Source organism: Haloarcula salina, from assembly GCF_010119195.1.
Lineage (GTDB): Archaea > Halobacteriota > Halobacteria > Halobacteriales > Haloarculaceae > Haloarcula > Haloarcula salina.
In genome coordinates this window covers 153,342-175,397 of sequence record NZ_WRXL01000002.1, presented here as the reverse complement: position 1 = coordinate 175,397, position 22,056 = coordinate 153,342, and the positions used below count along the sequence as shown (strand labels likewise).

22 protein-coding genes are annotated in these 22,056 nt (G+C 68.6%); 14 read left to right on the top strand and 8 right to left on the bottom strand.

Features of this window, described 5'->3' with window-relative positions:
* Positions 1-5 precede the first annotated feature (5 nt).
* The gene (locus tag GM656_RS05805) at positions 6-2,576 is read right to left on the bottom strand and encodes an AAA family ATPase (RefSeq protein ID WP_162412725.1); all 2,571 of its coding nucleotides are present in this window, start codon (positions 2,574-2,576) and stop codon (positions 6-8) included.
* On the bottom strand, positions 2,573-3,322 hold the full coding sequence (locus tag GM656_RS05800) for a 4-phosphopantoate--beta-alanine ligase (RefSeq protein WP_162412724.1): 750 nt from the start codon (positions 3,320-3,322) through the stop codon (positions 2,573-2,575). The genes GM656_RS05805 and GM656_RS05800 overlap by 4 nt, the downstream gene beginning before the upstream one ends.
* A 96-nt stretch (positions 3,323-3,418) precedes the next feature.
* Here GM656_RS05800 and GM656_RS05795 point away from each other — a divergent pair, with 96 nt between their 5' ends.
* From GM656_RS05795 to GM656_RS05745, 11 genes are all read left to right on the top strand, one after another.
* Positions 3,419-4,333 carry a PhzF family phenazine biosynthesis protein gene (locus GM656_RS05795; protein WP_162412723.1) on the top strand — a complete coding sequence of 305 codons (915 nt, stop codon included), beginning with the start codon at positions 3,419-3,421 and terminating at the stop codon, positions 4,331-4,333.
* Positions 4,334-4,453: 120 nt separating this feature from the next.
* Positions 4,454-6,760, top strand: coding sequence for a phosphoenolpyruvate synthase (ppsA, locus tag GM656_RS05790; RefSeq protein WP_162412722.1), 2,307 nt, complete (start codon positions 4,454-4,456; stop codon positions 6,758-6,760).
* Positions 6,761-6,812: 52 nt separating this feature from the next.
* Entirely contained in the window at positions 6,813-7,721 is a 909-nt protein-coding gene (locus tag GM656_RS05785) for an RAD55 family ATPase (RefSeq protein WP_162412721.1), read from the top strand.
* Between the two features lie 46 nt (positions 7,722-7,767).
* Positions 7,768-8,820 (top strand): tyrosine decarboxylase MfnA, encoded by a 1,053-nt coding sequence (mfnA, locus tag GM656_RS05780; RefSeq protein WP_162412720.1) that lies wholly within the window; start codon positions 7,768-7,770, stop codon positions 8,818-8,820.
* 393 nt (positions 8,821-9,213) lie between these two features.
* On the top strand, positions 9,214-9,798 hold the full coding sequence (locus tag GM656_RS05775) for a YqaA family protein (RefSeq protein ID WP_174242942.1): 585 nt from the start codon (positions 9,214-9,216) through the stop codon (positions 9,796-9,798).
* A gap of 46 nt (positions 9,799-9,844) precedes the next feature.
* Positions 9,845-10,522, top strand: a complete 678-nt coding sequence (locus GM656_RS05770) for a LiaF transmembrane domain-containing protein (protein WP_162412719.1) — start codon at positions 9,845-9,847, stop codon at positions 10,520-10,522.
* 92 nt (positions 10,523-10,614) lie between these two features.
* Positions 10,615-12,759 (top strand): methionine--tRNA ligase, encoded by a 2,145-nt coding sequence (metG, locus tag GM656_RS05765; protein ID WP_162412718.1) that lies wholly within the window; start codon positions 10,615-10,617, stop codon positions 12,757-12,759.
* 44 nt (positions 12,760-12,803) lie between these two features.
* A complete protein-coding gene (locus GM656_RS05760) occupies positions 12,804-13,154 on the top strand; it encodes a DUF7312 domain-containing protein (protein ID WP_162412717.1) in 351 nt (116 codons plus the stop codon).
* A 52-nt stretch (positions 13,155-13,206) separates the two neighbouring features.
* Positions 13,207-13,809 (top strand): NfeD family protein, encoded by a 603-nt coding sequence (locus GM656_RS05755; protein WP_162412716.1) that lies wholly within the window; start codon positions 13,207-13,209, stop codon positions 13,807-13,809.
* A gap of 74 nt (positions 13,810-13,883) precedes the next feature.
* Positions 13,884-15,080, top strand: a complete 1,197-nt coding sequence (locus GM656_RS05750; RefSeq protein ID WP_162412715.1) for an SPFH domain-containing protein — start codon at positions 13,884-13,886, stop codon at positions 15,078-15,080.
* 45 nt (positions 15,081-15,125) lie between these two features.
* Positions 15,126-15,731 (top strand): winged helix-turn-helix transcriptional regulator, encoded by a 606-nt coding sequence (locus GM656_RS05745; protein WP_162412714.1) that lies wholly within the window; start codon positions 15,126-15,128, stop codon positions 15,729-15,731.
* Positions 15,732-15,746: 15 nt separating this feature from the next.
* Here the strand turns inward: GM656_RS05745 and GM656_RS05740 are convergent, their stop codons facing one another.
* Both GM656_RS05740 and GM656_RS05735 read right to left on the bottom strand, forming a co-directional pair.
* Complete coding sequence (locus GM656_RS05740; RefSeq protein WP_162412713.1) at positions 15,747-16,301, bottom strand: DoxX family protein; 555 nt, start codon at positions 16,299-16,301, stop codon at positions 15,747-15,749.
* Between the two features lie 160 nt (positions 16,302-16,461).
* Complete coding sequence (locus tag GM656_RS05735) at positions 16,462-16,704, bottom strand: DUF7123 family protein (protein ID WP_162412712.1); 243 nt, start codon at positions 16,702-16,704, stop codon at positions 16,462-16,464.
* A 246-nt stretch (positions 16,705-16,950) separates the two neighbouring features.
* Between GM656_RS05735 and GM656_RS05730 the strand changes: the two genes are divergently transcribed.
* The gene (locus GM656_RS05730) at positions 16,951-17,355 is read left to right on the top strand and encodes a TRAM domain-containing protein (RefSeq protein ID WP_162412711.1); all 405 of its coding nucleotides are present in this window, start codon (positions 16,951-16,953) and stop codon (positions 17,353-17,355) included.
* Between the two features lie 2 nt (positions 17,356-17,357).
* On the opposite strand, the gene GM656_RS05725 is transcribed toward GM656_RS05730, so the two are convergent.
* The 3 genes from GM656_RS05725 to GM656_RS05715 are packed head-to-tail and all read right to left on the bottom strand — an operon-like array spanning position 17,358 to position 19,172.
* On the bottom strand, positions 17,358-18,053 hold the full coding sequence (locus tag GM656_RS05725) for a YkgJ family cysteine cluster protein (RefSeq protein ID WP_162412710.1): 696 nt from the start codon (positions 18,051-18,053) through the stop codon (positions 17,358-17,360).
* Between the two features lie 33 nt (positions 18,054-18,086).
* Complete coding sequence (locus tag GM656_RS05720; protein WP_162412709.1) at positions 18,087-18,893, bottom strand: MBL fold metallo-hydrolase; 807 nt, start codon at positions 18,891-18,893, stop codon at positions 18,087-18,089.
* 9 nt (positions 18,894-18,902) lie between these two features.
* The gene (locus GM656_RS05715; protein ID WP_162412708.1) at positions 18,903-19,172 is read right to left on the bottom strand and encodes a helix-turn-helix domain-containing protein; all 270 of its coding nucleotides are present in this window, start codon (positions 19,170-19,172) and stop codon (positions 18,903-18,905) included.
* Positions 19,173-19,413: 241 nt separating this feature from the next.
* Between GM656_RS05715 and GM656_RS05710 the strand changes: the two genes are divergently transcribed.
* Together GM656_RS05710 and GM656_RS05705 are read left to right on the top strand one after the other, a co-directional pair.
* Complete coding sequence (locus GM656_RS05710) at positions 19,414-20,118, top strand: class I SAM-dependent methyltransferase (RefSeq protein WP_162412707.1); 705 nt, start codon at positions 19,414-19,416, stop codon at positions 20,116-20,118.
* A gap of 104 nt (positions 20,119-20,222) precedes the next feature.
* Positions 20,223-21,128 (top strand): glycosyltransferase family 2 protein, encoded by a 906-nt coding sequence (locus tag GM656_RS05705; RefSeq protein ID WP_162412706.1) that lies wholly within the window; start codon positions 20,223-20,225, stop codon positions 21,126-21,128.
* A 30-nt stretch (positions 21,129-21,158) separates the two neighbouring features.
* Here GM656_RS05705 and GM656_RS05700 read toward each other — a convergent pair whose 3' ends face one another.
* Positions 21,159-21,968 (bottom strand): amidohydrolase family protein, encoded by an 810-nt coding sequence (locus GM656_RS05700; RefSeq protein WP_162412705.1) that lies wholly within the window; start codon positions 21,966-21,968, stop codon positions 21,159-21,161.
* Positions 21,969-22,056 lie beyond the last annotated feature (88 nt).

Sequence of the window (22,056 nt, the reverse complement as noted above, 5' to 3'; positions counted from 1 at the left end):
CCCGCTCACCGACTGCGTCCGAGGTCCGCCGTATCGTCGGCCCGCTGGTAGCGCTCCCGGTCGTCCCAGTCGGCGATGCTCGAATGCGTCTCCCGGGCGGCGGTTTCGAGGTGTTCCTGTGCGATCTCCGAGCCGTCCCGGAAGGCGTGTCTGGCGGCGTCCTCGACCAGCAGTTCGAGGTCGCTCGCGGCGTAGCCCGCGCTCAGTCCGGCGACGGCCGCGCGGTCGATGTCGTCCGCCACCGGGCGGTCGCGGAGGTGAATATCGAGGATCGCCGCCCGCGCCTCGGCGTCCGGCGGCGGCACCTCCACGCGCTCGTCGAACCGGCCCGAGCGGCGCAGCGCCGCGTCGATGTCCTCGACGAAGTTCGTCGCCGCGACCGCGACCACGTCCTCCTCGGCCGCGCCCTCCAGTTCGGTGAGCAGCTGGTTCACGAGCTGCTGTTCGCTCGCGTTCATCGAGCCGCGACGCGACCCGGCGATGCCGTCGATCTCGTCGACGAACAGCACGCACGGCGCGTTCGCGCGGGCGATCTCGAACACCTCGGCGACGTTGCGCGCCGGCTCGCCCATCCACTTGCTCGTCACGTCCGCGGGGCTGATCTCGACGAAGCTGTGGCCGAGTTCGCCGGCCAGCGCGCCCGCCAGGTGGGTCTTCCCGCAGCCCGGCGGGCCGTACAACAGCAGGCCGGAGAGCACGTCGATGCCGTACTCGTCGTAGGCGTCGGCGTTCTCGATGGGGTCGACGACGGCATCGCGGAGCCGCGCCTTCAGGTCGCCCATTCCGCCCACGTCGTCGAAGTCGCGTCCCGGGTCTGGTTCGACGAGCGAGGCGGCCTGCAGGTCGACGCCGTCCGGTTGGACGACGCCGTCCCCGGCCACCGTCTCGGGGTCGACCCAGTCCGCGATGCTGGTGTCGATGTCCCGGGCGGCCCGCAGGAGGTGGGCCGTCCCGATGGGGGCGTCCTCTCGTAGCGCGTGGCGCGCGGCGTCGTCCGCCACGAGTTCCACGTCGCTGGCGGCGAAGCCGGCCGTCTCCTCGACGACGGGACCGTGGTCGAGGTCGGTCTCCGTCGGCCGCCCTGCGAGGTGGATGTCGAGGATCTGCCGGCGGGCCTCGGCGTCCGGCGGCGGCACCTCTACGCGCTCGTCGAACCGGCCCGAGCGGCGGATCGCGCCGTCCACATCCTCGACGAGGTTCGTCGCGCCCAGGACCACCACGTCGTCCTCGGCGATTCCCTCCAGTTCGGTGAGCAGTTGGTTCACGAGCTGTTGCTCGCTGCTGTTCATGTTGCTGTCGCCGTCGCGCGCGCCGGCGACGCCGTCGATCTCGTCGATGAACAGCACGCATGGGGCGTTCGCGCGGGCGATCTGGAACAGCTCCTCGACCTTCTGGGCGGGCTCGCCCATGTACTTGCTCGTCACGTCCGCGGGGCTGACCTCGACGAAGGCGTGGTCGACCTCGCCCGCCAGCGCGCCGGCGACGTGGGTCTTGCCACAGCCCGGCGGGCCGTGCAGGAGGACGCCGTTGACGACGCCGATACCGTACTCCTCGAAGGTCTCGGGGTCCTGTAGCGGCCGGACGACCTTGTGGTTGAGCGTCTCCAGCAGGTCGGACATTCCGCCCACGTCGGCGAAGCTCCGCGAGGGGTTCGGGTCGACCAGCCGCTCGGCCCGCAGGTCGACGCCGTCGGGCTGGACCACGCTGTCCTCGTCCGAGGGGCGTTCGTGGTCGACGGTCGGCGCGCCGTCACCGCGGTCCGGCGCGGTCCCGTCGCGTCGCCCGCGGGCGTCCCGGCCGGCCGACTCGTCTGTCTCGGTGGCCCCTTCGATGCGCTCGCGGATGTTCCGTTCGAGCCGGTCGGGGTTCACGTCGTAGCCGTACTCGGCGAGCCGTCGCGGGTCGGCGCTGAGGAACTGCGAGAGCCACGCGTGGCGCTTCAGGTCCTCGACAGGTGCCGAGGGGTCCCGGAACGTGACGAGCTTCACCTCCTCGCGGTCCGGCGTGTGGTACTCGGCGAGCCAGAACGGGAGGTACAGCCGGTCGACGCTCGTCACCGCGTCGAAGCCGTCCGGGTCGAAGTCGCCGGGGAGCCCGTAGGACTCCCGGAGCTTCCGCAGGAACACGTTCGCTGTCCCCGAGGCGGCCGTCCGCCGCTGGTCGCGGTACTCCGAGACGCGCCGGGGCAGCAGCGACCGCGCCTCGTCGTCGGTCACCTGGAACTGGAGCAGGACGGACCGGCCGAGCGCCGGGTCGCCGATGCCGAAGTCGTAGTCGGCGGTGGCGCGCCGGACCACGTCCTCGGTCCCGTCGGCGTACTGGGCGACGGCCCGGTCGTTGTCGGTCCAGAGGCCGTCGAGCAACGCCGTCGCCCGCTTTTCCTCCGTCCCGAACAGCTTGCCCTTCCCCGTCTCGTAGGCGTACTCGACGGCGAACACCGGGTAGAACACGCGGTGGAGGCGTTCGAGTTCCTCGCGCTCCCCGAACTCCGTCAGCGTCCGCTCGTCGAGTTCGGCCCGGACGGTGTCCTCGTCGGGGAGCCGGCGGTCGGCGTAGACGTACGGCGGCAGGCTCATTCCAGGTCGCCCTCGCGGATGGTGCGCTCCGCGTCGGCGCGGGCGCTGTCGGCGTCGAAGCCCTCGATTGCGGCCCGCTGGGCCTCGGCGTCGCCCCGGAGGTCCCGGGCGTGTTCGGTCACGTTCGGGACCGCTCGGATGATGTTGTCGACGATGGGGACGGCCGCGACCTCGGCCGAGCGGCTCCGCGGATTGAGGTCGACGACGAGTTCGGTCTTGCCCATCTCGCCCAGCGCCTCGGCGCGGTCGCCGTCCTCCAGCGGGACCAGCACCACGTCGGCGTCGCCGATGCCGTCGGCGTCGACCTTCGCGCGCTCGTGGTCCAGCCCGGGGATGCGGCCGTCGGCGGTCAGTCCCTTCACGTCGCTCGCGCCGTGCTCGCGGAGGTACTCGGCGATGGCCTCGATCCGCTCCTCCGTGCGATTGAACAGATTCACTTCGAGGTCCGCACCGGTCACTTCGGCCAGTTCGACCAGTTCGCCGGGGACCAGCGCGGCGGCGTTGCCGTTGACGGAAATCACGGCGTGGTCGGCCGAGAGGAGGTATGCGGCGGCGGCCCGCTCGGCGCGGTCGGCGCTGTCGATGGTCCGCTCGCCGAGCAGGTAGTCGAAGGCCTCGCCGCGGCCCTGGGCGATGAGGCCCTGTCGGGACGTGATGCCGCGGTCGACGCCGGCCTCGATGCGGTGGCGGGTCAGCAGCGATTCGTAACGGGGGTGACTTTGGGGGACCTCCACGTCGTCACTCATGACTTCAGGTGGGAGACCCCCGTACAAAAGTCGCCCGTCGGGATCGCGAACCGTGGTCCGGAAAAGGTTATCCCGAGGTCGACACAATGCCGTGCCATGGAGACCCGACAGGCGTTGCTCGTCGACGCGTTCGCCGCCGAACCGACGGTCGGGACGCCGGCCGGCGTCGTGCCGGACGCGGCGGGACTGACAGACGACCAGCTGCGGGCCGTCGCCAACGAACTGGGGGCGCGGGCGACGGCGTTCGTGCTGCCGGCCGAGGGGGCCGACCGACGGCTCCGCTTTTTCACGCCGACCGGGGAGGTCGAGCGGTCGGCCACGGCGACGGTCGCCGCCCACGCGGCGCTGTCCGAGCGCGGACTCGCCGAGGCGGGCGAGTGGACGGTCGCCACCGGCGACGGCGTGGTCGACGGGGAGACGAAGGAGGACGGAACGGTGTGGGTCGACCTGGGCCGCGCCGCGGTGACCGAGGTCGACCTCGGGTACGACGAGGTGGCAGCGGCCCTGGGCGTCGACCCGGCGGCACTACAGGACGTTGGAGCGGACCTCCCGCTCGCGACGGCCGACGCCGGCGAGTCCTGGCTCGCCGTCCCGGTCAACTACTTCGAGCACCTGAGCGGGCTGTCGGTGGACGCCGCCGCCGTCGACGACCTGTGCGACGCCGTCGACGCCGACGGCGTGTACCCGTTCACCTTCGACACGGTGGGCGGCGACGCGACCCGCCGGTCGACGCTGCACGGGCGAGCCTTCCGGGCCGGTGCTGGCGGGACCGAAGACCCGATTCTCGGCAGCGCGGCGGGGGCGGTCGCGGCGTTCGTCCGCCGCCGCGGCGCGCTCGATTCCACCATCGAACAGGTCGTCGTCGAGGGGGGACACTTCCGGGACCGGCCCGGGACGGTGTCGGTCGACACCGACGGCGACGAGGTGTGGGTCGGCGGCCGCGGCGCGACGGCGCTGGACGGGTCCGTCTCGGTCCCCGACCCCAGCGACGACGACATCATCGAGGTCTGAGCGGCGAGCGGAGACGCCGTCGAGAGGGGCTGGTTCACTCGCTATCGAGTGAATTCGAGTGCTGTCGAGAGCCAGACCGGAAGGTCCTTACTTGTCGTTGGAGATGATACAGGTGAGTCCATGCCAACACTGTGGCTCGACGAGATAGGTGCCGACGACCTCGAGCGGGTCGGCGGCAAGGCGGCGTCTCTCGGAGAACTGACCGGGGCGGGCCTGCCCGTTCCGTCGGCGTTCGTCGTCACTGCCGACACGTATCGGTCGTTCATCGAAGCAACCGGGATCGACGAGGAACTCTTCGAGACCGTCGACATCGACAGCGACGACTCGCAGGCGCTGGCCGAGGCGGCCGAGCGCGCCCAGGAACTGATCCTCGAAACTGACACCCCGCCGTCGGTCCGCGAGGACCTGCTGGCCGCCTACGACGAGATGGGCGACGAGGACGTGGCGGTCCGCTCCTCGGCGACGGCCGAGGACCTCCCCGACGCCTCCTTCGCCGGGCAACAGGAGACGTACCTCAACGTCTCGCGCGCCGACCTCCTCCAGCGCGTCAAGGAGTGCTGGGCGTCGCTGTTCACCCAGCGGGCCATCTACTACCGCAACGAGAACGGCTTCGCCCACGACGCCGTCGACATCGCCGTCGTCGTCCAGCAGATGGTCGACGCGGAGAAGTCCGGCGTCATGTTCACGAGCCACCCCTCGACGGGCGGCCCGACGGCGATCTTGGAGGCCGCGTGGGGGCTCGGCGAAGCGGTCGTCTCCGGCGCCGTCTCGCCCGACAACTACGTCGTCGACCGCGAGAGCGGCGAGATCGAGGAAGTCACCGTCGCCGACAAGAAGGTGATGTGCGTCCGCGGCGACGACGGCGAGACCATCGAGCGCGCCGTCCCCGATGACAAGCGCAACGAGCGCGTCCTCTCCGACGAGGAGATCCACCGCCTCATCGAGGTCGGCGAGCGCGTCGAGGACCACTACGACACGCCCCAAGACGTGGAGTGGGCGATCTACGAGGACGAGGTGTACCTGCTCCAGTCGCGACCGATCACCACCATCGACGAGAGCGCTGAGAGCGCCGACGCGTCCGCCGACGCGGAGAGCCAGCCCGACGGCACCGACTCCGGCGTCGCCGACGGCGGCTCGATGCAGAGCCAGTCCGAGCCGGTCAGGATCTCGGGCATCGGGTCCGCGCCTGGCCGCGTCACCGGCGTCGTCCGCATCGTCGACAAGCTCGACAACCTCGACAAGGTCGAGGACGGCGACATCATCGTCGCCGAGATGACGACGCCCGACATGGTGCCGGCGATGAAACGCGCCAACGGCATCGTCACCGACGAGGGCGGGATGACGAGTCACGCCGCCATCGTCTCGCGCGAACTCGGCGTCCCGGCCGTCGTCGGAGCCGAGGACGCGACCGAGAAGCTCCGCGACGGCGAGACCGTCACCCTCGACGGCGAACGGGGCACGGTCGAGAAGGGGGCCGAGGTCCCCCAGACAGCAGATGAGGAGGACGAGGAACCGGTCCAGCAGCACTCGCCGGTCAAGCCGATGACCGGGACCGAGGTCAAGGTCAACGTCTCCATCCCGGAGGCCGCCGAACGCGCCGCCGCAACGGGGGCCGACGGCGTCGGCCTGCTGCGCACCGAGCACATGGTCCTCTCGACGGACAAGACGCCCTCGCGGTACGTCGAGGACCACGGCGAGCGAGCCTACATCGACGAGATCGTCGACGGCGTCCGCTCGGTCGCCGAGGCGTTCTACCCGCGACCCGTCCGCGTCCGAACGCTCGATGCCCCCTCCGACGAGTTCCGCCAGCTTGAGGGCGGCGAGGACGAGCCCAGCGAGCACAACCCGATGCTCGGCTACCGCGGCATCCGCCGCTCGCTCGACCGGCCCGGCGAATTCAAGCTCGAACTCCGCGCCTTCGAGCGGCTGTACGACCTCGGCTACGACAACGTCGAACTGATGCTCCCCCTGGTCACCGACGCCGAGGACATCCTGCGGGCGAAGGCGCTCATGCAAGAGGTCGGCATCGACCCCGAGAAGCGCGACTGGGGCGTCATGGTCGAGACGCCGGCGAGCGCACTCTCCATCGAGGAGATCTGCGAGGCCGGCGTCGACTTCGTCTCCTTCGGGACGAACGACCTGACCCAGTACACGCTCGCCGTCGACCGCAACAACGGCAACGTCGCCGACCGCTTCGACGAACTGCACCCCGCCGTCCTCGAACTCATGAGCCAGGTCATCGGGACCTGCCGCGAGCACGACGTGTCGACGAGCATCTGCGGGCAGGCGGCCTCGAAGCCACAGATGGTGAACTTCCTCGTCGACGAGGGCGTCACCTCCATCTCGCCGAACATCGACGCCGTTCGCGACGTGCAACACGAGGTCAAGCGCGTCGAACAGCGCCTCCTGCTGGAATCGATTCGGTAATCGAGACGGTCGCGGACAGCAGACTTTTCCTGCTCTTTGCCGTCGTTCGGGTATGACTGCAGACCCGACATCGACGGCCAAGGGGATCAGCTCCGGCGTCTCCTACATCCCGTTCGGGATTCCGGGGCTGGACGGCCACGTCAGGGGCATCCCGACCGGGAGCACGGTCCTGCTGGCGGGGGCGTCCGACGCCGGCGGCGACGCCTTCACCTACACCAGCCTCGCGACGCTGATGCTCGCGAAACACCGCCCGGAGATGGTCCCGAACGGCGTCGCCGACCGCACCGCGGCGATCCCCGACTCCGTTACGTACGTCACGCTCTCGCACGACCGGGACCACCTCTACAGCGAACTCGACGCCGTGCTGGACGGCTACCAGTTCGAGGCGCTGACGGCGAACATGACCGTCGCGGACTTCTCCCAGCGGTACATGGAACTGCTCCCGGTCCCGAACCCGCTGTTCGACGCGCGGCGGTCGGCCGACGACATCGAACAGCCCGAGACGGAGCCGGACCCGTCGGCGACGGAGCCGTCGGAGGAGACCTTCGAGAAGTTCCTCGAAGACGTGAGCGAGCGGGTGACCGACGCCGCGGACACGCTCGTCGTCGTGGATTCGCTGACCGACCTGGAACGGGCGACCGAGTTCGGCCTCCCGAGGAACCACGAGGTGGCGTTCCTGATGGGGCTTCGCGAGGCCGTCGTCAACTGGGGGACCGTCGCGTTCGTGAAGCTCGACCGGCCCGCGAGCGCCGTCCGCTCGGACGAACTCATCCACGGACTCCTCCACGGCAGCGTCTACTTCTACTCCAACGACAAGGGGTTCGAGACGTACCGGACGATGCGGGTCGGCTCCTTCGGCGGCGCGCTCGACACCGAGCGCCAGACGGTGTTCGAGTCCCGGATCGGCCCGGCCGGTTTCCGCGCGAAGGCGACGAAGAAGATCGGGCCCTCGAACTGGTAGCCCCGAGCACAACGCATAAAACGGCGACCCACCATATGCAGGTTAGATGCTTCAGCGGGCCGAGCCACAGGATTTCGACCGCATTCTTTCGTCGATGTGCACCGTCCCCCACCCCGCGGCGCGCGAGGCCGCCGAGCGCTTCCTCGCAACGAACCCGGGCGACCCGGGGACCTACGAGACCGTCGCGGACCTGGAGCGCGAGGCCGTCGAGTCCCTCGGCGAGGTGACCGGGCTGACCGACCCCGCGGGCTACGTATCCTCGGGCGGGACTGAGGCCAACATCCAGGCGATCCGCGTCGCCCGGAACCGCGCCGACACCGACGACCCGAACGTCGTCGCGCCCGTCCACGCGCACTTCTCCTTCACCAAGGCCGCGGACGTGCTCGGGGTCGAGCTACGGACCGCGCCCGCGCGGGACCACCGCGTCAACATCGACGCGATGGCCGAACTCGTCGACGAGGACACGGTCTGCGTGGTCGGCGTCGCCGGCTCGACCGAGTACGGCTACGTCGACCCGATTCCGGCCATCGCCGACCTCGCGGAGTCCGTCGACGCGCTCTGTCACGTCGACGCGGCGTGGGGCGGCTTCTACCTCCCCTTTACCGACCACGACTGGCACTTCGGCCACGCCGACGTGGACACGATGACCATCGACCCCCACAAGGTCGGACAGGCGGCGGTCCCCGCCGGCGGCCTGCTGGCCCGCGACCGGACGCTGCTGGACGAACTCGCCGTCGAGACGCCGTACCTCGAATCGACGGACCAGCTGACCCTGACCGGCACGCGCTCGGGCGCGGGCGTCGCCTCGGCCGTCGCGGCGATGGAGGCGCTGTGGCCGTCGGGCTACCGCCAGCAGTACGAGACCTCGATGGCCAACGCGGACTGGCTGGCCGAGCAGCTGTCGGCCCGGGGCCACGAGGTCGTCGACCCGGAGCTCCCGCTGGTCGCGGCGGACCTCTCGATGCCGATGACCGACGAGCTCCGTGAGCGCGGCTGGCGCGTCTCGAAGACCGGCGCGGGCGAGATGCGCGTGGTGTGTATGCCCCACGTGACGCGGTCGATGCTGCGGTCGTTCGTGGCGGACCTGGACTGGTACTGAGAGACTGCGGCGGTGAGAGTGAAAGACGTCGCCGCGAGCGGAGCGAGCGGCGGTCCCCGACTGCGAGGCATTCGGCCGAGCAGTCGGCTTTTTTCACCCACGTTTTTCAAGGAGTGGTGCCCGCAGGCTGCTGTGCAGCCGAGGACACCCGACGCAGAAAAAGGTGGTGTCCCACGTGACGCGGTCGATGCTACGGTCGTTCGTGGCGGACCTGGACTGGTACTGAGTGGACTGTAGCGGACCTGGACTGGTATTGAGTGGACTGTAGCAGATTTCGGGTGGTACTGAGCCGGCCCTGGCGTGACCGGACTGAAGCCGAGCGTTTGACTCACTATAGAACGCTCCGGAGTAAACATACGAACATTTAGGACCCGTTGTTTGCTAGAGAGTGCTGTGGACCTGGTAGTCTCGACACCGATGCTCGTCGCGTTCGTCGGCGACTGTACGACGACCGGCTCGGCCCTGACCCCGCTCGAGGACGCCGTCTGTACGGCCACTGGCCCGACCGGCCTCGGCATCATCGCGGTCTACTCGTTTCTCATCGCGTTCGTGCTGCCGCTTCCGAGCGAAGTCGTGCTCGTCCCGGCCGAGACGCTCCGCCTCGGCCTCTCGACGACCGGCAACCTGGCGGCCATCGTCGTCGTCAGTGCCCTCGGAAAGGCCTTCGGGAGCCTCGTCGCGTTCCACATCGGTCAGGAAGCGAAGGAGTACGGCCCGCTCGTGCGTCGCATCAAGCAGTCCCGGTTCGACATCATCGAGTGGTCCGAGAAGACCACCATCCAGCTGGCGAAGAAGTACGGCTACGTCGGCCTCGCGCTGGCGCTGTGTGTCCCGTTCTTCCCCGACACGCTCTCCATCTACGCGTTCACCGTCCTCGAGGAGGACTACCTCCGCTTCGGAGCGGCGACGTTCGCGGGGAGCGCGGGGCGGCTGCTCGTCACCCTCGGGCTCGCTGGCGGCACGCTCGCGCTCCTGTGAACGGCCGCCGCACAGATTTATGTAATCCGTTTGAGTAAACGGACGCATGTCCCGACGCCGTTTGACGGCCCAGACCCTCCTCGGCGGAATCGTCGTGCTGATCGGTCTCGCGCTGCTCGGACGGTCCACCGGGCTGTTCGACCTCGGCGCGCTGTTCGTCTACGTCCCGTCGCTGTTCGTCCTCCTCGGCCTCTACGCGCTGGTGACCGGCGGACTGCGTAACCTCGTGGGTCCGCTGCTGGTCGTCCTCGTCGCCGGCGCGTGGCAGTTGGTCGCGCTGGACCTCCTCGCGGCGAGTGCCGTGGTGCAGTTCTGGCCGCTCCTGATCGTCCTGTTCGGACTCTCGCTGCTCCTCGGGCAGTACCGGGCGAAGGCGCGGGCGGAGCAGAGCGACCACGTCCTGCTGTTCGCGTTCTTCGGCGGTTCGGAGCGACGCGTCACCGCCGACGCGTTCCGGAGCGCCGACCTGACGGCCCTGTTCGGCGGCATCGAACTCGACCTCCGGGACGCGGGCATCGCCGACGCGCCGGCGCACGTGAGCACGACGACCATCTTCGGCGGGACCGAGATACGGGTCCCGCGGGAGTGGAACGTCCGCATCGACGTGCTGCCGCTGTTCGGCGCGGCGGAGGATTCGCGACCTCGCGCCGACGACGAACACGATGAGGTCGACCTCGTCGTCACCGGTTTCGTGGCGTTCGGCGGCCTGGAACTGCTTGATTGACGGACGGCAGTCACGCCGCGACGGACGCCGGGCAGGCTCACGTGACGCCGAAACCAACCTCCTTTTGACCCGTGGGCGGCACACGAACAGGTATGAGCCACGACGAGTTCCCGACGGAGCGCCCGGCGGTCGTGACCTGCGGGTTGCCCTACGCGAACGGCGACCTGCACGTCGGTCACCTCCGGACGTACGTCGACGGCGACGCGCTCTCGCGCGCGCTGCGACGCATCGGCCAGCAGACTGCGTTCGTCTCCGGGTCGGACATGCACGGCACGCCGGTGGCGGTCAACGCCGCCGAGGCGGGCGTCGAGCCCCGCGAGTTCGCGCTGGACTTCCACGAGACCTACGCCGAGACGTTCCCGCAGTTCAACATCGAGTTCGACAACTACGGCCACACCGACGACGCGGCGAACGTCGAACTCACCCAGGAGTTCGTCCGCTCGTGGGTCGAGAACGACCACGTCCACGAGAAGGAGATCCAGGTCGCCTGGGACACCGAGGAGGACCAGCCCCTCCCCGACCGCTTCGTCGAGGGGACCTGCCCCTACTGCGGCGAACAGGCGCGCGGCGACGAGTGTGACGAGGGGTGCCAGCGCCACCTCGAACCCGGCGAGATCGAGGACCCAGTCAGCACCATCACCGGGAACCCCGCCGAGTACCGCACCCGCGAGCACAAGTTCCTCCGACTCTCGGACTTCCAGGAGTACCTCCAGGGCTTTCTCGACCGCCTCGAAGGGACCGACAACGCGCAGAACCAGCCCCGCGAGTGGATCGAGGGCGAACTCCAGGACCTCTGTATCACGCGGGACATGGACTGGGGCGTGGACTACCCCGACGAGGCCGACGGTGGGGAGGACCTGGTGTTATACGTCTGGGTCGACGCGCCCATCGAGTACGTCGCCTCCACGAGGCAGTACTCCGAGCGGGTCGGGGCCGACGAGTACAACTGGGAGGATGTCTGGAAGGTCGGCGGCGAGGAGCGCCACGGCCCGCAGTGGGACGACGACTGGGCCGGCGAGAGCGGCGAGATAATCCACGTCATCGGCCGCGACATCATCCAGCACCACGCCGTCTTCTGGCCAGCTATGTTGCGCGGCGCGGGCTACAACGAACCGCGAGCGATCCTGGCGACCGGGTTCGTCGGCATCGACGGCAAGGCCCTCTCGACCTCGCGCAACCGCGCGGTCTGGGCCGACGAGTACCTCGACGCGGGCTTCCACCCCGACCTGTTCCGGTACTACATCGCGACCGGCGCGGAGCTCGACACGGACGTGGACTTCTCCTGGGACCGCTTCCAGGAGCGCGTCAACGGCGAGCTCGTCGGCAACGTCGGGAACTTCATCTACCGCTCGCTGCTGTTCGCCGAGCGCAACTACGACGGCACGCCCGACGCGCCCGTCAGCGACGACGTGCGCGAGCGCATCGAGGACGCCATCGCGGACTTCGAGGCCGCCGTCCGCGCGTACGACGTGCGCGAACTGGCCGAAATCGCCATCGAACTCTCGAACTACGGGAACGAGTACATCCAGCGCAACGAGCCCTGGAACCTCGTGGACGACGACCCCGAGCGCGCCGAGCAGGTCATCCGCGACTGCGTCCAGCTGACGAAGGCCGTCGCGGTGCTCATGCAGCCCGTCCTGCCGGGCAAGGCCGAGCGACTGTGGGGCCAGCTGGGCGAACAGGGCTCTGCGGCGGACGTGACGCTCGACGCGGCGCTGGACGCGCCGCCCGCCGAGTTCGACGAGCCGGCGGAGCTGTTCGAGCAGGTCGAGGACGACCACATCGAGGCGCTGAACGAAGAGCTTCAGGAGCGCGTCGAGAGCGAGGCGCCGGCCGACGCCTCGAACGGAGGCGAAGGCGACGAAGACGCCGACGAGAGTGATGAAAGCGACGACGTGGACCTCGAACCGCTGGTCGAGGAGCGCATCGGCTTCGAGGACTTCGAGGGCGTCGACATGCGCGTCGGCGAGGTCCGTAGCGCCGAGGCCGTCGAGGGCGCGGACAAGCTCCTGCGCCTCGAAGTCGACATCGGTCACGAGGTCCGGCAGGTCGTCGCCGGGCTCCGCCAGCTACACGACGCCGAGGACCTGCCCGGCACGCGGGTCATCCTGCTCGCGAACATGGAGAAGGCAGAGCTGTTCGGCGTCGAGTCCGACGGGATGGTGCTGGCGGCCGGCGACGAGGCCGACCTGCTGACCACCCACGAGGACGCCCCGCTGGGGACTCGCGTCAAGTAACCGCGGTCGCCAGCGCTTTTGTAGCCGCGGGCCGTATTCGAGGTATGGACGACGACGCCGGCCGCGACGAGACGGCCGCTCGTGACGGCGGGTTCACCGAGGAGTACGAACTGGCCACCGAAGCCGACGTCATCGAGGTCGAGGACGACGCCGAGGAAGGGGAAGGGGCGGTCGCGGGCTCGTTCGCGCCCGACCTGGAGGTGACGCCGGGCACGCCGAAAGCGGAGAACGTGGCGTTCGTCGCGCTCGGCGTCATCTTTGCGATTCTCGCGCTCGGCCGGATGTTCCTCGGCCAGCAGATGTACGCGCCGACGACGCTCGCCGGCGTGATCCTCGTGGTGCTCGTCGGAACGGCGGCGCTGTACGGCCTGTTCGTTCGGACCGGCGACGCGTAAATTCGGTCAACCGACCCCGACACTTAATCCCGCGCCGACCCAACAGCGAGGCATGGTGAACCCGCTGGCGGCGCTCGCCCCCCTGCAGGCCGAACCGCTGCTGAGCATGTCGCTCTCCATCCTGCTGTTCCTGGCCGGCGCGGGACTCATCGTCGGCGAGGCGCTCGCGCCCGGGACGCACTTTTTCGTCCTCGGCGTGGCGCTGCTGACGGCGGGGCTGGTCGGGCTGTTCATCCCGGCGAGCCTGGGCATCTTCGCGCCGCTCATCCTCACCGTCGTGGTGCTGGCGACGACGGCCGCGACGCTGTGGGGCTACCGAAAGCTCGACTTCGCCGGTCAGGGGCGCGGCCAGACGCTGAGTTCGGACTCGCTGCGCGGGCAGTTCGGGACCGTGACGGAGCGCGTGACCCGGAGCGACGGCGAGGTCAAACTGGAGGACGGCGGCTTCAACCCCTACTATCAGGCCCGCAGCGACGGCGATCCGATCGAGGAGGGGGCCGAGGTGATGGTCATCGACCCCGGGGGCGGGAACGTCCTCACGGTTGAGTCGGTCGAAACCGGAACCGACAGCATCGACCGCGAACTGGCACGCGAACGGAGCAAAAGCGACGCGAATTCCGACGCCGAAACCGAGCGCGAGTCCGAGCGTGCGTGAGAATCATGCGATTCGGTAGTGTGTGACACAGACACCGAAGTCTTTTCCTTGCGCGCTCCGGAGTTCTGACTGTCATGTTCCCCGCGACAGTACCGCTGCAGTCAGCGCTCGGAGGGATTATCGGCTTCGTCACGGTAATCTTCCTCCTGCTCGCTATCGCGCTCGTCTACTCGAGCGTCGTGATCATCCGCCCGTACCAGAAAGGTGCCTACACGGTCCTGGGGACCTACCGCGGCGTCCTCGATCAGGGGATCCACTTCATCTACCCCTTCGTCTCCGACGTGACGCGCTTCGACATGCGTACCCAGACGCTCGACGTGCCGCGTCAGGAGGCCATCACCCGCGACAACTCGCCGGTGACCGCCGACGCCGTCGTCTACATCAAGGTGATGGACCCGAAGAAGGCGTTCCTGGAAGTCGACAACTACGAGCGCGCCGTCTCCAACCTCGCCCAGACCACGCTGCGCGCCGTGCTGGGCGACATGGAACTGGACGACACGCTCAACAAGCGCGGCGAGATCAACGCCCGCATCCGCAAGGAACTGGACGAACCGACCGACGAGTGGGGCGTCCGCGTCGAGAGCGTCGAGGTCCGCGAGGTCAACCCCTCGAAGGACGTCCAGCAGGCCATGGAGCAACAGACCTCCGCCGAGCGGAAACGCCGCGCCATGATCCTGGAAGCCCAGGGTGAACGGCGCTCCGCCATCGAGACGGCGGAAGGTGACAAGCAGTCCAACATCATCCGCGCCCAGGGTGAGAAACAGAGCCAGATCCTGGAAGCCCAGGGTGACGCCATCTCGACCGTCCTGCGTGCGAAGTCCGCCGAGTCGATGGGCGAGCGCGCCGTCATCGACAAGGGGATGGAGACGCTCGCCGAGATCGGCCAGGGCGAGTCGACGAAGTTCGTCCTCCCGCAGGAACTCACGTCGCTCGTCGGCCGCTACGGCAAGCACCTCCAGGGCTCGGACGTGAAGGAGAACGGCCACACGCTCGACGCGCTCGACTTCGACGACGAGACCCGCGAGATGCTCGGCCTGGACGACATCGAGGAGATCCTCGGCCAGATCGACGAGGAGGCCCAAGTCGACGTGGAAGCGATGGAAGAGGAGGCCCAGAAGATCAAACACGGCGAGGACTCCGGCGTCGACAACGCCGACGACGTCATCGAGGAGATGGACGCCGAGTTCGAGGGCGGGTCGCAGACGGACGTGGCGGGCGGCCCCGACGACACGGCCCAGCCCTCCGAGGTCGACAAAGATAGTCAATCCTGATAGCAGGCGAAGACGTTTTACCATCGACCCGCCTTTTCCGTAGCAATGAGCCGCGAGGGCGAGGTCGACGAGGACAAGCGGGCCACGCTCCGCCGCTTCGCCGCCCTCGGCGCGGCGAGTCCGCTCGCTCGCTTCACCGACGACGGGAGCGACAGCGACGCGCCCGACGCCATCGCGGGCTACGTCTCGGCCCGCCCCGGAACCCACTTCTCGAAGCTCCGGGACGACCTCAAACTCGGGACCGGCGAGGCCCAGCACCACCTCCATCGGCTGGAGAACGAGGGCATCGTCGCCTCGCGCAAAGACGGCGACTACCGCCGCTACTTCCCCGACGGACAGTTCTCCGCGTTCGAGCAGGTGACGCTCGGCTACCTCCGACGCTCGACCGCGCGGGGGATGCTCGTCACGCTGCTCCGACGCCCGGACGCGACCGCCTCGGAGCTTGCGAGCGAACTCGACGTGTCGCGCCCGACGGTGAGCAACTACGCCGCCGACCTCGAAGCCGCCGACCTGCTGTCGCGCGAAGACGGCTACGCTGTCACGGAGCCCGAGACGGTGCTAACGCTCGTCATCAGGTACGCAGACTCCTTCGGCGACGACGCCGCCGCGCTGGCCGGTGAGGCCGACTCGCTGTTGCGGTACGACCCCTGAGCGTCGGGTTCCGTCTTACCCGAGCAGATACCGCATCCACGGGTAGCGCTCGATCAGCGGCGTACCGCCCACCTCGTACTGCTCGATGTACGGGTCGAGCCCGAGGATTCGCCCGGCCCCGAACGCGGCGACGGCGAGGAAGACGAGCATGTACGCGAAGTCGCCGTTGATGTAGCCGTGGGCGATGTCCCAGTTCCCGAAGTAGAACAGGAGCATCATGAACGCGCCCCAGAACGCCGCGAGGCGGGTGAACGCGCCGACGATCAGACCGAGACCGATGAACACCTCGCCCCACGGGACGGCGACGTTCACGAAGTCGACGAACGCCGGCGAGTTCCCCATGGCCACGAAGACGCCGGCGACGGGGCTCCCGTTGGCCGGCGGGGCGTTCTGGAGATAGCCCGCGGCACTGAAACTGCCAGACAGTGCCTTGTCGATCCCGCTCTGGAAGAACGCGATCCCCATCATCAACCGCAGCGCGAGGATGAACCACACGCTCAGCGTGTGGAGCTTGCCCTCCGCAGTGAACCCCGCGACCGTGCTAGTAAGTGTGACCTCCTGTGACGACATACCGACACAAACGCCACCGAATCTAATAAATCCAGTTCACGGTTCTCGGACTTCGAGACGGTGTTTCGAAGAATATCCGGCGAGAATAGTAAGCGAATCGTACACGAATGTGACGGTTCGCGGCCGGGAGCCGCCTCGGGAGTCAGTCGGTTGACTCGACTCAGGCGTCGACCATCCACGTCGTCGAGGAGGAGTAGCCCCACTTCTCGACAGCCAGGTCGTGATCGCCGTTCGCGATGGCGGTCATGTTCGTCCCGACCTCCTTGGCCGAGAGCCCGAGTTCGTCGCCGATGAGCCGCGACTTGAAGTACGTCTGCTCGTCGGCGTTGTCCCGCAGGTACTCGAGGATGCGACGCTGCTTGTCCGAGAGGGGACTGTCGGTGGTCTGTGCGGTGGCGCTCATTGCTCTGTTTAGGTGCAGGACCGAGACGCCCTTAGGGGGTTTGGTACAGTCGGTTAACGGCTTGCCGTCTTGCGGTTTTTCAGAATGTCGGGGAGCGATATCCCCGCCAGTCGGACCGCGCGCCCGGGCGTTGGTACAGGTGGGAAACACCGCCGGGCCACCACCTGAGTGGGTACGACGCCGGTCGTTCCCTCCGGCAGTTCTTTAGTAATGGGCCGTTTTGTGGGCGAACGGAGGTCTATCACATTGGAAATCTCGGATCAACTGCTGTGTCTGTTCAGTGCTGACGTCCGCGAGGAGGGGGACCGCTACGTCGTCGAGATCCCGCGACGCGAGATCGAGACCGGCGGCGTCGACCCGAACGGGACGTACCGCGTCGCACTCATTTCGGCGGACGACGGGTCGGCGTCGAGCGAGGAGTCCACGTCGGAGACGGAGACGCCGCCGGACCAGCCCCAACCACCGGTCGAACCTGGCGAGACGCGATACGTCGAGATCGAGGACATCGGCAAGCAGGGCGACGGCATCGCGCGGGTCGAACGCGGCTACGTCATCATCGTTCCGGGCGCCGAGATCGACGAGCGCGTCAAGATCGAGGTCACCGAGGTCAAGTCGAACTTCGCCGTCGGTGAGATCATCGACGAGGTCTGAGATCACCGCTCGTAGGGCGTCCCGTCGGGGCGTTTCGCCCCCTCCGAGTCGTGGACGACGACCTCTCCGTCGGCCGGGTCAGTCGGCCGGTAGCTGTCGCGAACGCCGATCGCTTCTTCCAGTTCCCGTACCGCTCGCGCTTTGAGCGCCGCGGCCAGTTCTTCTGCCTCGCCTCGCGGGATGTCGCGGCCGAGGCCCTCGCACTCGTGGGCCCTGACCAGTCCCTCCTCGTCGACCGCCTCGCCCATCGGCTGGCTCGTGCCGCCGAGCGCGACGCTGAACGGGTAGGTCCGGCAGATGAGCGGGCGGTCCTCGTGGACCGTACAGGCCCCCGTCCCGTCGTCGGCCTCGGCGTAGAACGAACAGTCGCCGCAGTCGTCTGTCTGGAGCGCCCACTCGAAGGTCTCGCCCTCGGGGCCGTCCGGGCCTTCCTCTAGCCCGTACGGCATCGGTCGGGCCACGTCGCGGAAGTCGTAGTCCCCCGCGGCCTGCAGTTGTCGGATCTCGTCGGGGAACACCGTCGCGGTGTGGGGGTCGCTCTCACTCTGATCGTCGGCTTCCCCGCCACAGCCGCCCGTTTTCGCCTTGCAGCAGGCCCCGCAGCGCGTACACTCGAACCCGATGGCCTCGATGGCATCGGCGAGCGCCGACTCGTCGAGGTCGCGGGCGCGTTCGAGTTCGGATTCGAGCGATTTCACACGCGCAGTAGCGCCCGGACGGGCAAAAAGGCGTCACCCCAACGGCGAATCGCGCTCGGTGGCCCCGACAAGGCGGGCCCGCTCGCCGTCCCACGTGAGTTCTCCTTCGACGGCAAGTTTCTCGACGTGCGCGCGAACCGTGGCCCGAGCGAGGTCTCGGACGCCGGAGAGGTCCTTCGCGTAGGCGGCTTCGACGATCTCGTCGAGCGACCGCGCGCCCGAGCGGATCGCCTCGCGCACCCGCCGCTCGCGATCGAGGCGATGGGCGATCAGCCGTTCGCACGTCGCACGCGGGTCCTCGATAGCGGGGCCGTGGCTCGGGAGCAGGCGGTCCGGACGACGGGCGTGGAGGCGACGCAGCGAGGACAGGTACGCGCGAACGTCGCCCCCGGGCGCGCCCACGACGACGCTCCCCTCGGCGACGGCCAGGTCACCGGAGACGACGCTTCCCCCGGCCGCGAACGCGACGTGGTCCGGCGCGTGGCCGGGCGTCTCGACGACGGTCGCCGGCCCGGCGTCGGTCGGGATGGTCGTCCCCTCGCCGAAGACGCGGTCCGGCCGGACGCCGGTCGCGGCTTCGAAGTCCGCGACGCGACCCCGGCGCGCCCAGACGGTCGCGTCGGTCGTCGCGGCGTAGTGTGCGACGCCGCCGACGTGGTCGGGATGCGTGTGTGTAACGGCGATGTGAGAGACGGTGCGGCCGCTGAGAAGGTCGTCCAGCGCGTCGGTCGCGTCGGCCGGATCGATCAAAAGTGCGTCGTCGTCGCCAAGGAGGTACCCTGCCGTCTCGCCGGTCGGGGCGCGCGTCGGAACGGACGCGTCGGCCCGCTGCCAGTCCATACCGGCGGGTCAGACCGTGAGGAAATAAACCTGTTTGCGCGCGTCCGTGAAGCTATAGCGGGAGTCCACCAGTCCGGACTCCTCGAGGCGGTTCAGGGCGTACCGGACGGTCCGGTCCGGGAGCAGCGAGTCTTCGGCGAGCTGGCCCTGCGACAGCGGGGCGTCGTCTTCCAGCACCTTCGCCACGAGCTTGGCGCTCGGCGGGAGTTCCCGGAGCGTCTCGCGGAACTCCTCGTCGGTGAAGGGGGCTGGCGCGGCGTTTTCAGTAAGTGCGCTCATACTCTGTGATATTCAAGTCTTGATGGTAAAACTTGGCTATATGCATGACCAAACAATACAGATTCTATGAAGTGTATAATGTGACCTTAAACACGGCCGTCATCGTGTGGTTTCGGTCGGGCCGTCGCTGGAGCGGGCCGGGACGGACTCGTGCGGGCGGGCGGACGGCGGACGTCCCAGCCCCGCCGCCCGAGGCGGGATTCCAGTATCGTTTTATCCCCCGCGGGGTGAGCAATAGAGCGTGAAAGGGCAGGAGTGGTATCAGGCCGACACCGTGGCCGAAGAGTACGAGGCCAAGCGATTCTCCCGCGGGGGTCGGTTGATCGACCGCCGCGAGAAGCAGGCGGTGCTCGACGCCATCGGACCCGTGGCGGACAAGAACGTGCTCGAAGTCGCCTGCGGGACCGGCCGGTTCACGGTGATGCTCGCCGAGCGCGGCGCGAACATCACGGGGCTCGACATCTCCGGGCCGATGCTCCAGCAGGGCCGCGAGAAGGCACAGGCGACCGGCGTCGACGACCACGTCGAGTTCATGCGCGGCGACGCGGCCCGCCTGCCGTTCCCCGACGACCACTTCGATACGGTGTTCGCGATGCGGTTTTTCCACCTCGCCGACACGCCGGCGGCGTTCCTCGCGGAGATGCGCCGCGTCTCGAAGGAGCAGGTCTTCTTCGACACCTTCAATCGGTTCTCGACCCGGTCGATCTACAACTGGGCGCTCCCGATGGGGTCGCGGCTGTACTCCCGGTGGGAGATCGACAGGCTGCTCGATGGCGCCGGACTCGAACTGACCGACTCGGACCACGACTGGCTGCTGCCCTACGGATTCTACCGGAAGATCCCGAACGAACTGGCCGCCTCGTTTCGCTCCCTCGACACGGCGCTGGGCGGGACCCCGCTGGGCGAGAAGATGGCCTCGGTGTCGTACTGGAACACCCACGTCTGACGCGTACCGCGGCCGGTTCCCGGGAGACGGCCGCTCGTTCGGTGTGCTACACGCGGACGTTCGGCCCGCGACTTTTATGCGCCTTCGCCGACGTACCCTGAGACATGACTATTTCGGTAGTGGTCCCGACGCTGAACGGCCGGGAGGAACTGGCCGGCTGTCTGGACGCACTCGCCGAGCAGGTCCCCGACGCCGAGACCATCGTCGTCAACGGGCCGTCCGCCGACGGCACGACGGGGATGGTCCGGGACCGCGACGACGTGTCGGTCCTCGTCGAGATCGCCGACCGCTCTGTCACCGTCGCCCGCAACGCCGGCCTCGACCGCGCCACCGGCGACATCGTCGCGTTCGTGAACCAGGGGCTGTCCGTCGAAGACGGCTGGGCCGACGCGGTCCGCGAGGGGCTCTCGGGGGCGGCTCAGGCGGTCACCGGTCCGACGCACGAGCGACTCAGAGCCGGGATGACCACCGAGTCGAAGGAGGCGCGGACGATCGCCGGCCGCGAAGTGACGTACTTCAACCCCGGCAACGTGGCGTTCGGCGCGGACGTACTGGAGAGCCTCGACGGGTTCGACGAGTACCTCTCGGTCGGGAGCGCGCGGGACTTCGCTCACCGGATGGCAGCGGGCGACCACGGCCTCTCCTGGAGTTCCGAGATGTGCGTCAGCCGCGAGTTCGAAGCCGACGGCGGCATCCGCGAGACGGACTGGACCCCGAAGTACCGGTCGCTCACCTACCGCCTGGTGAAGAACTACAACCTCAGGCCGACCGTCGTCCGCCGCATCGCCGGGCACGCCGCATCCGACGCGAAGGACTCGATGTTCGACGTGATCCGCGGCGACGCGACGCCGTCGCAGTGGCTCGGCACCGGCCAGGACGTGGTATCGGGCGTCGGCGCGGGCGTCGCGGACGGGGTCCGCGCCCGCCTCGGCGACCGGAGCGTTCGGCGAAATCCCAACGGTCGCTCCGCGCGGGCGGACCGCGCGGTGACGGTGTACGACTGGCGGTAGTCGACGGGCGCACGGCCCGCGCATCGACCGCTACGGAGCCAGTTCTTCGACGACGCGACTGGGATTGTTCGAGAATACCTTCCGCATCGCGTCCTCCGGTACGTCGAGCGTGAGAATCTCCATGACGGCGACGTTCGGGTGGACGCTCGGAACGCCGCTGCCGAAGAGGACGCGGTCGGGGTGTTCGAGGATCGCACGCTCCATCGGCCGGCGGTAGCGGACGGCGCTAGTGTCGAGATACAGTTGGTCGTGCGAGTCGAGCAGGTCGATGGCCGCGTCCATCAGGTTCCGTCGGAGCGGATGGGCCCCGAAGTGCGAGAGGACGACCGGGAAGTCGTAGCGCAACAGCGTCTCGGCGGCGGTCTCGGGCGGGAACGACTCGCCGCCGTGGACGATGACCGGCAGCGAGACGGCCTCCAGTTGCGAGAGGACCTCCTCGTCGGGCAGGCCGTCGACCGGGGGATGGAGCTTGAAGCCGCAGAACCGGTCGTCGTAGGCGTACTGCTCGATGTCGTCGGGCGACGTGTGGGCGTCGGTCCTGCTGCTCGTAAGGTTCCGCAGGGTCGATCCGGGACCGCTGCCGGGATCGCGGGCGCCGTTGACCCTGGCGAGGGCCACCATCGGCCGCTCGACGGTCATCCGGGCGACGGCGTTGTTGGCTTTCAGGTACGACCCCTCGCGCTTGCCCGGAAAGACCACGGCACGGACGACGCCAGCCTGATGCATCTCCCGCTCCAGTTGCTCCGGGTCGCCCATGCCGTCGCGGGGACGGCGCTGCTCGTCTGGTTCCAGGCGCGCGTGAGCGTCGACGACGCGGAACCCGTGCTCCAACTCGAGCATCTACAGTACGGTGTGTATACCCCTCTATTAAAACATGCGTCGGCGCACCCGAATCCGCGCCCGGGACGGCGCTGTCACCGGATGTCGC

Coding starts and splice junctions, on each gene's coding strand:
- GM656_RS05805 (WP_162412725.1), bottom strand. CDS start 2,576: ATGAGCCTGCCGCCGTACGTCTACGCCGACCGCCGGCTCCCCGACGAG.
- GM656_RS05800 (WP_162412724.1), bottom strand. CDS start 3,322: ATGAGTGACGACGTGGAGGTCCCCCAAAGTCACCCCCGTTACGAATCG.
- GM656_RS05795 (WP_162412723.1), top strand. CDS start 3,419: ATGGAGACCCGACAGGCGTTGCTCGTCGACGCGTTCGCCGCCGAACCG.
- ppsA (WP_162412722.1), top strand. CDS start 4,454: ATGCCAACACTGTGGCTCGACGAGATAGGTGCCGACGACCTCGAGCGG.
- GM656_RS05785 (WP_162412721.1), top strand. CDS start 6,813: ATGACTGCAGACCCGACATCGACGGCCAAGGGGATCAGCTCCGGCGTC.
- mfnA (WP_162412720.1), top strand. CDS start 7,768: ATGCTTCAGCGGGCCGAGCCACAGGATTTCGACCGCATTCTTTCGTCG.
- GM656_RS05770 (WP_162412719.1), top strand. CDS start 9,845: ATGTCCCGACGCCGTTTGACGGCCCAGACCCTCCTCGGCGGAATCGTC.
- metG (WP_162412718.1), top strand. CDS start 10,615: ATGAGCCACGACGAGTTCCCGACGGAGCGCCCGGCGGTCGTGACCTGC.
- GM656_RS05760 (WP_162412717.1), top strand. CDS start 12,804: ATGGACGACGACGCCGGCCGCGACGAGACGGCCGCTCGTGACGGCGGG.
- GM656_RS05755 (WP_162412716.1), top strand. CDS start 13,207: ATGGTGAACCCGCTGGCGGCGCTCGCCCCCCTGCAGGCCGAACCGCTG.
- GM656_RS05750 (WP_162412715.1), top strand. CDS start 13,884: ATGTTCCCCGCGACAGTACCGCTGCAGTCAGCGCTCGGAGGGATTATC.
- GM656_RS05745 (WP_162412714.1), top strand. CDS start 15,126: ATGAGCCGCGAGGGCGAGGTCGACGAGGACAAGCGGGCCACGCTCCGC.
- GM656_RS05740 (WP_162412713.1), bottom strand. CDS start 16,301: ATGTCGTCACAGGAGGTCACACTTACTAGCACGGTCGCGGGGTTCACT.
- GM656_RS05735 (WP_162412712.1), bottom strand. CDS start 16,704: ATGAGCGCCACCGCACAGACCACCGACAGTCCCCTCTCGGACAAGCAG.
- GM656_RS05720 (WP_162412709.1), bottom strand. CDS start 18,893: ATGGACTGGCAGCGGGCCGACGCGTCCGTTCCGACGCGCGCCCCGACC.
- GM656_RS05715 (WP_162412708.1), bottom strand. CDS start 19,172: ATGAGCGCACTTACTGAAAACGCCGCGCCAGCCCCCTTCACCGACGAG.
- GM656_RS05705 (WP_162412706.1), top strand. CDS start 20,223: ATGACTATTTCGGTAGTGGTCCCGACGCTGAACGGCCGGGAGGAACTG.
- GM656_RS05700 (WP_162412705.1), bottom strand. CDS start 21,968: ATGCTCGAGTTGGAGCACGGGTTCCGCGTCGTCGACGCTCACGCGCGC.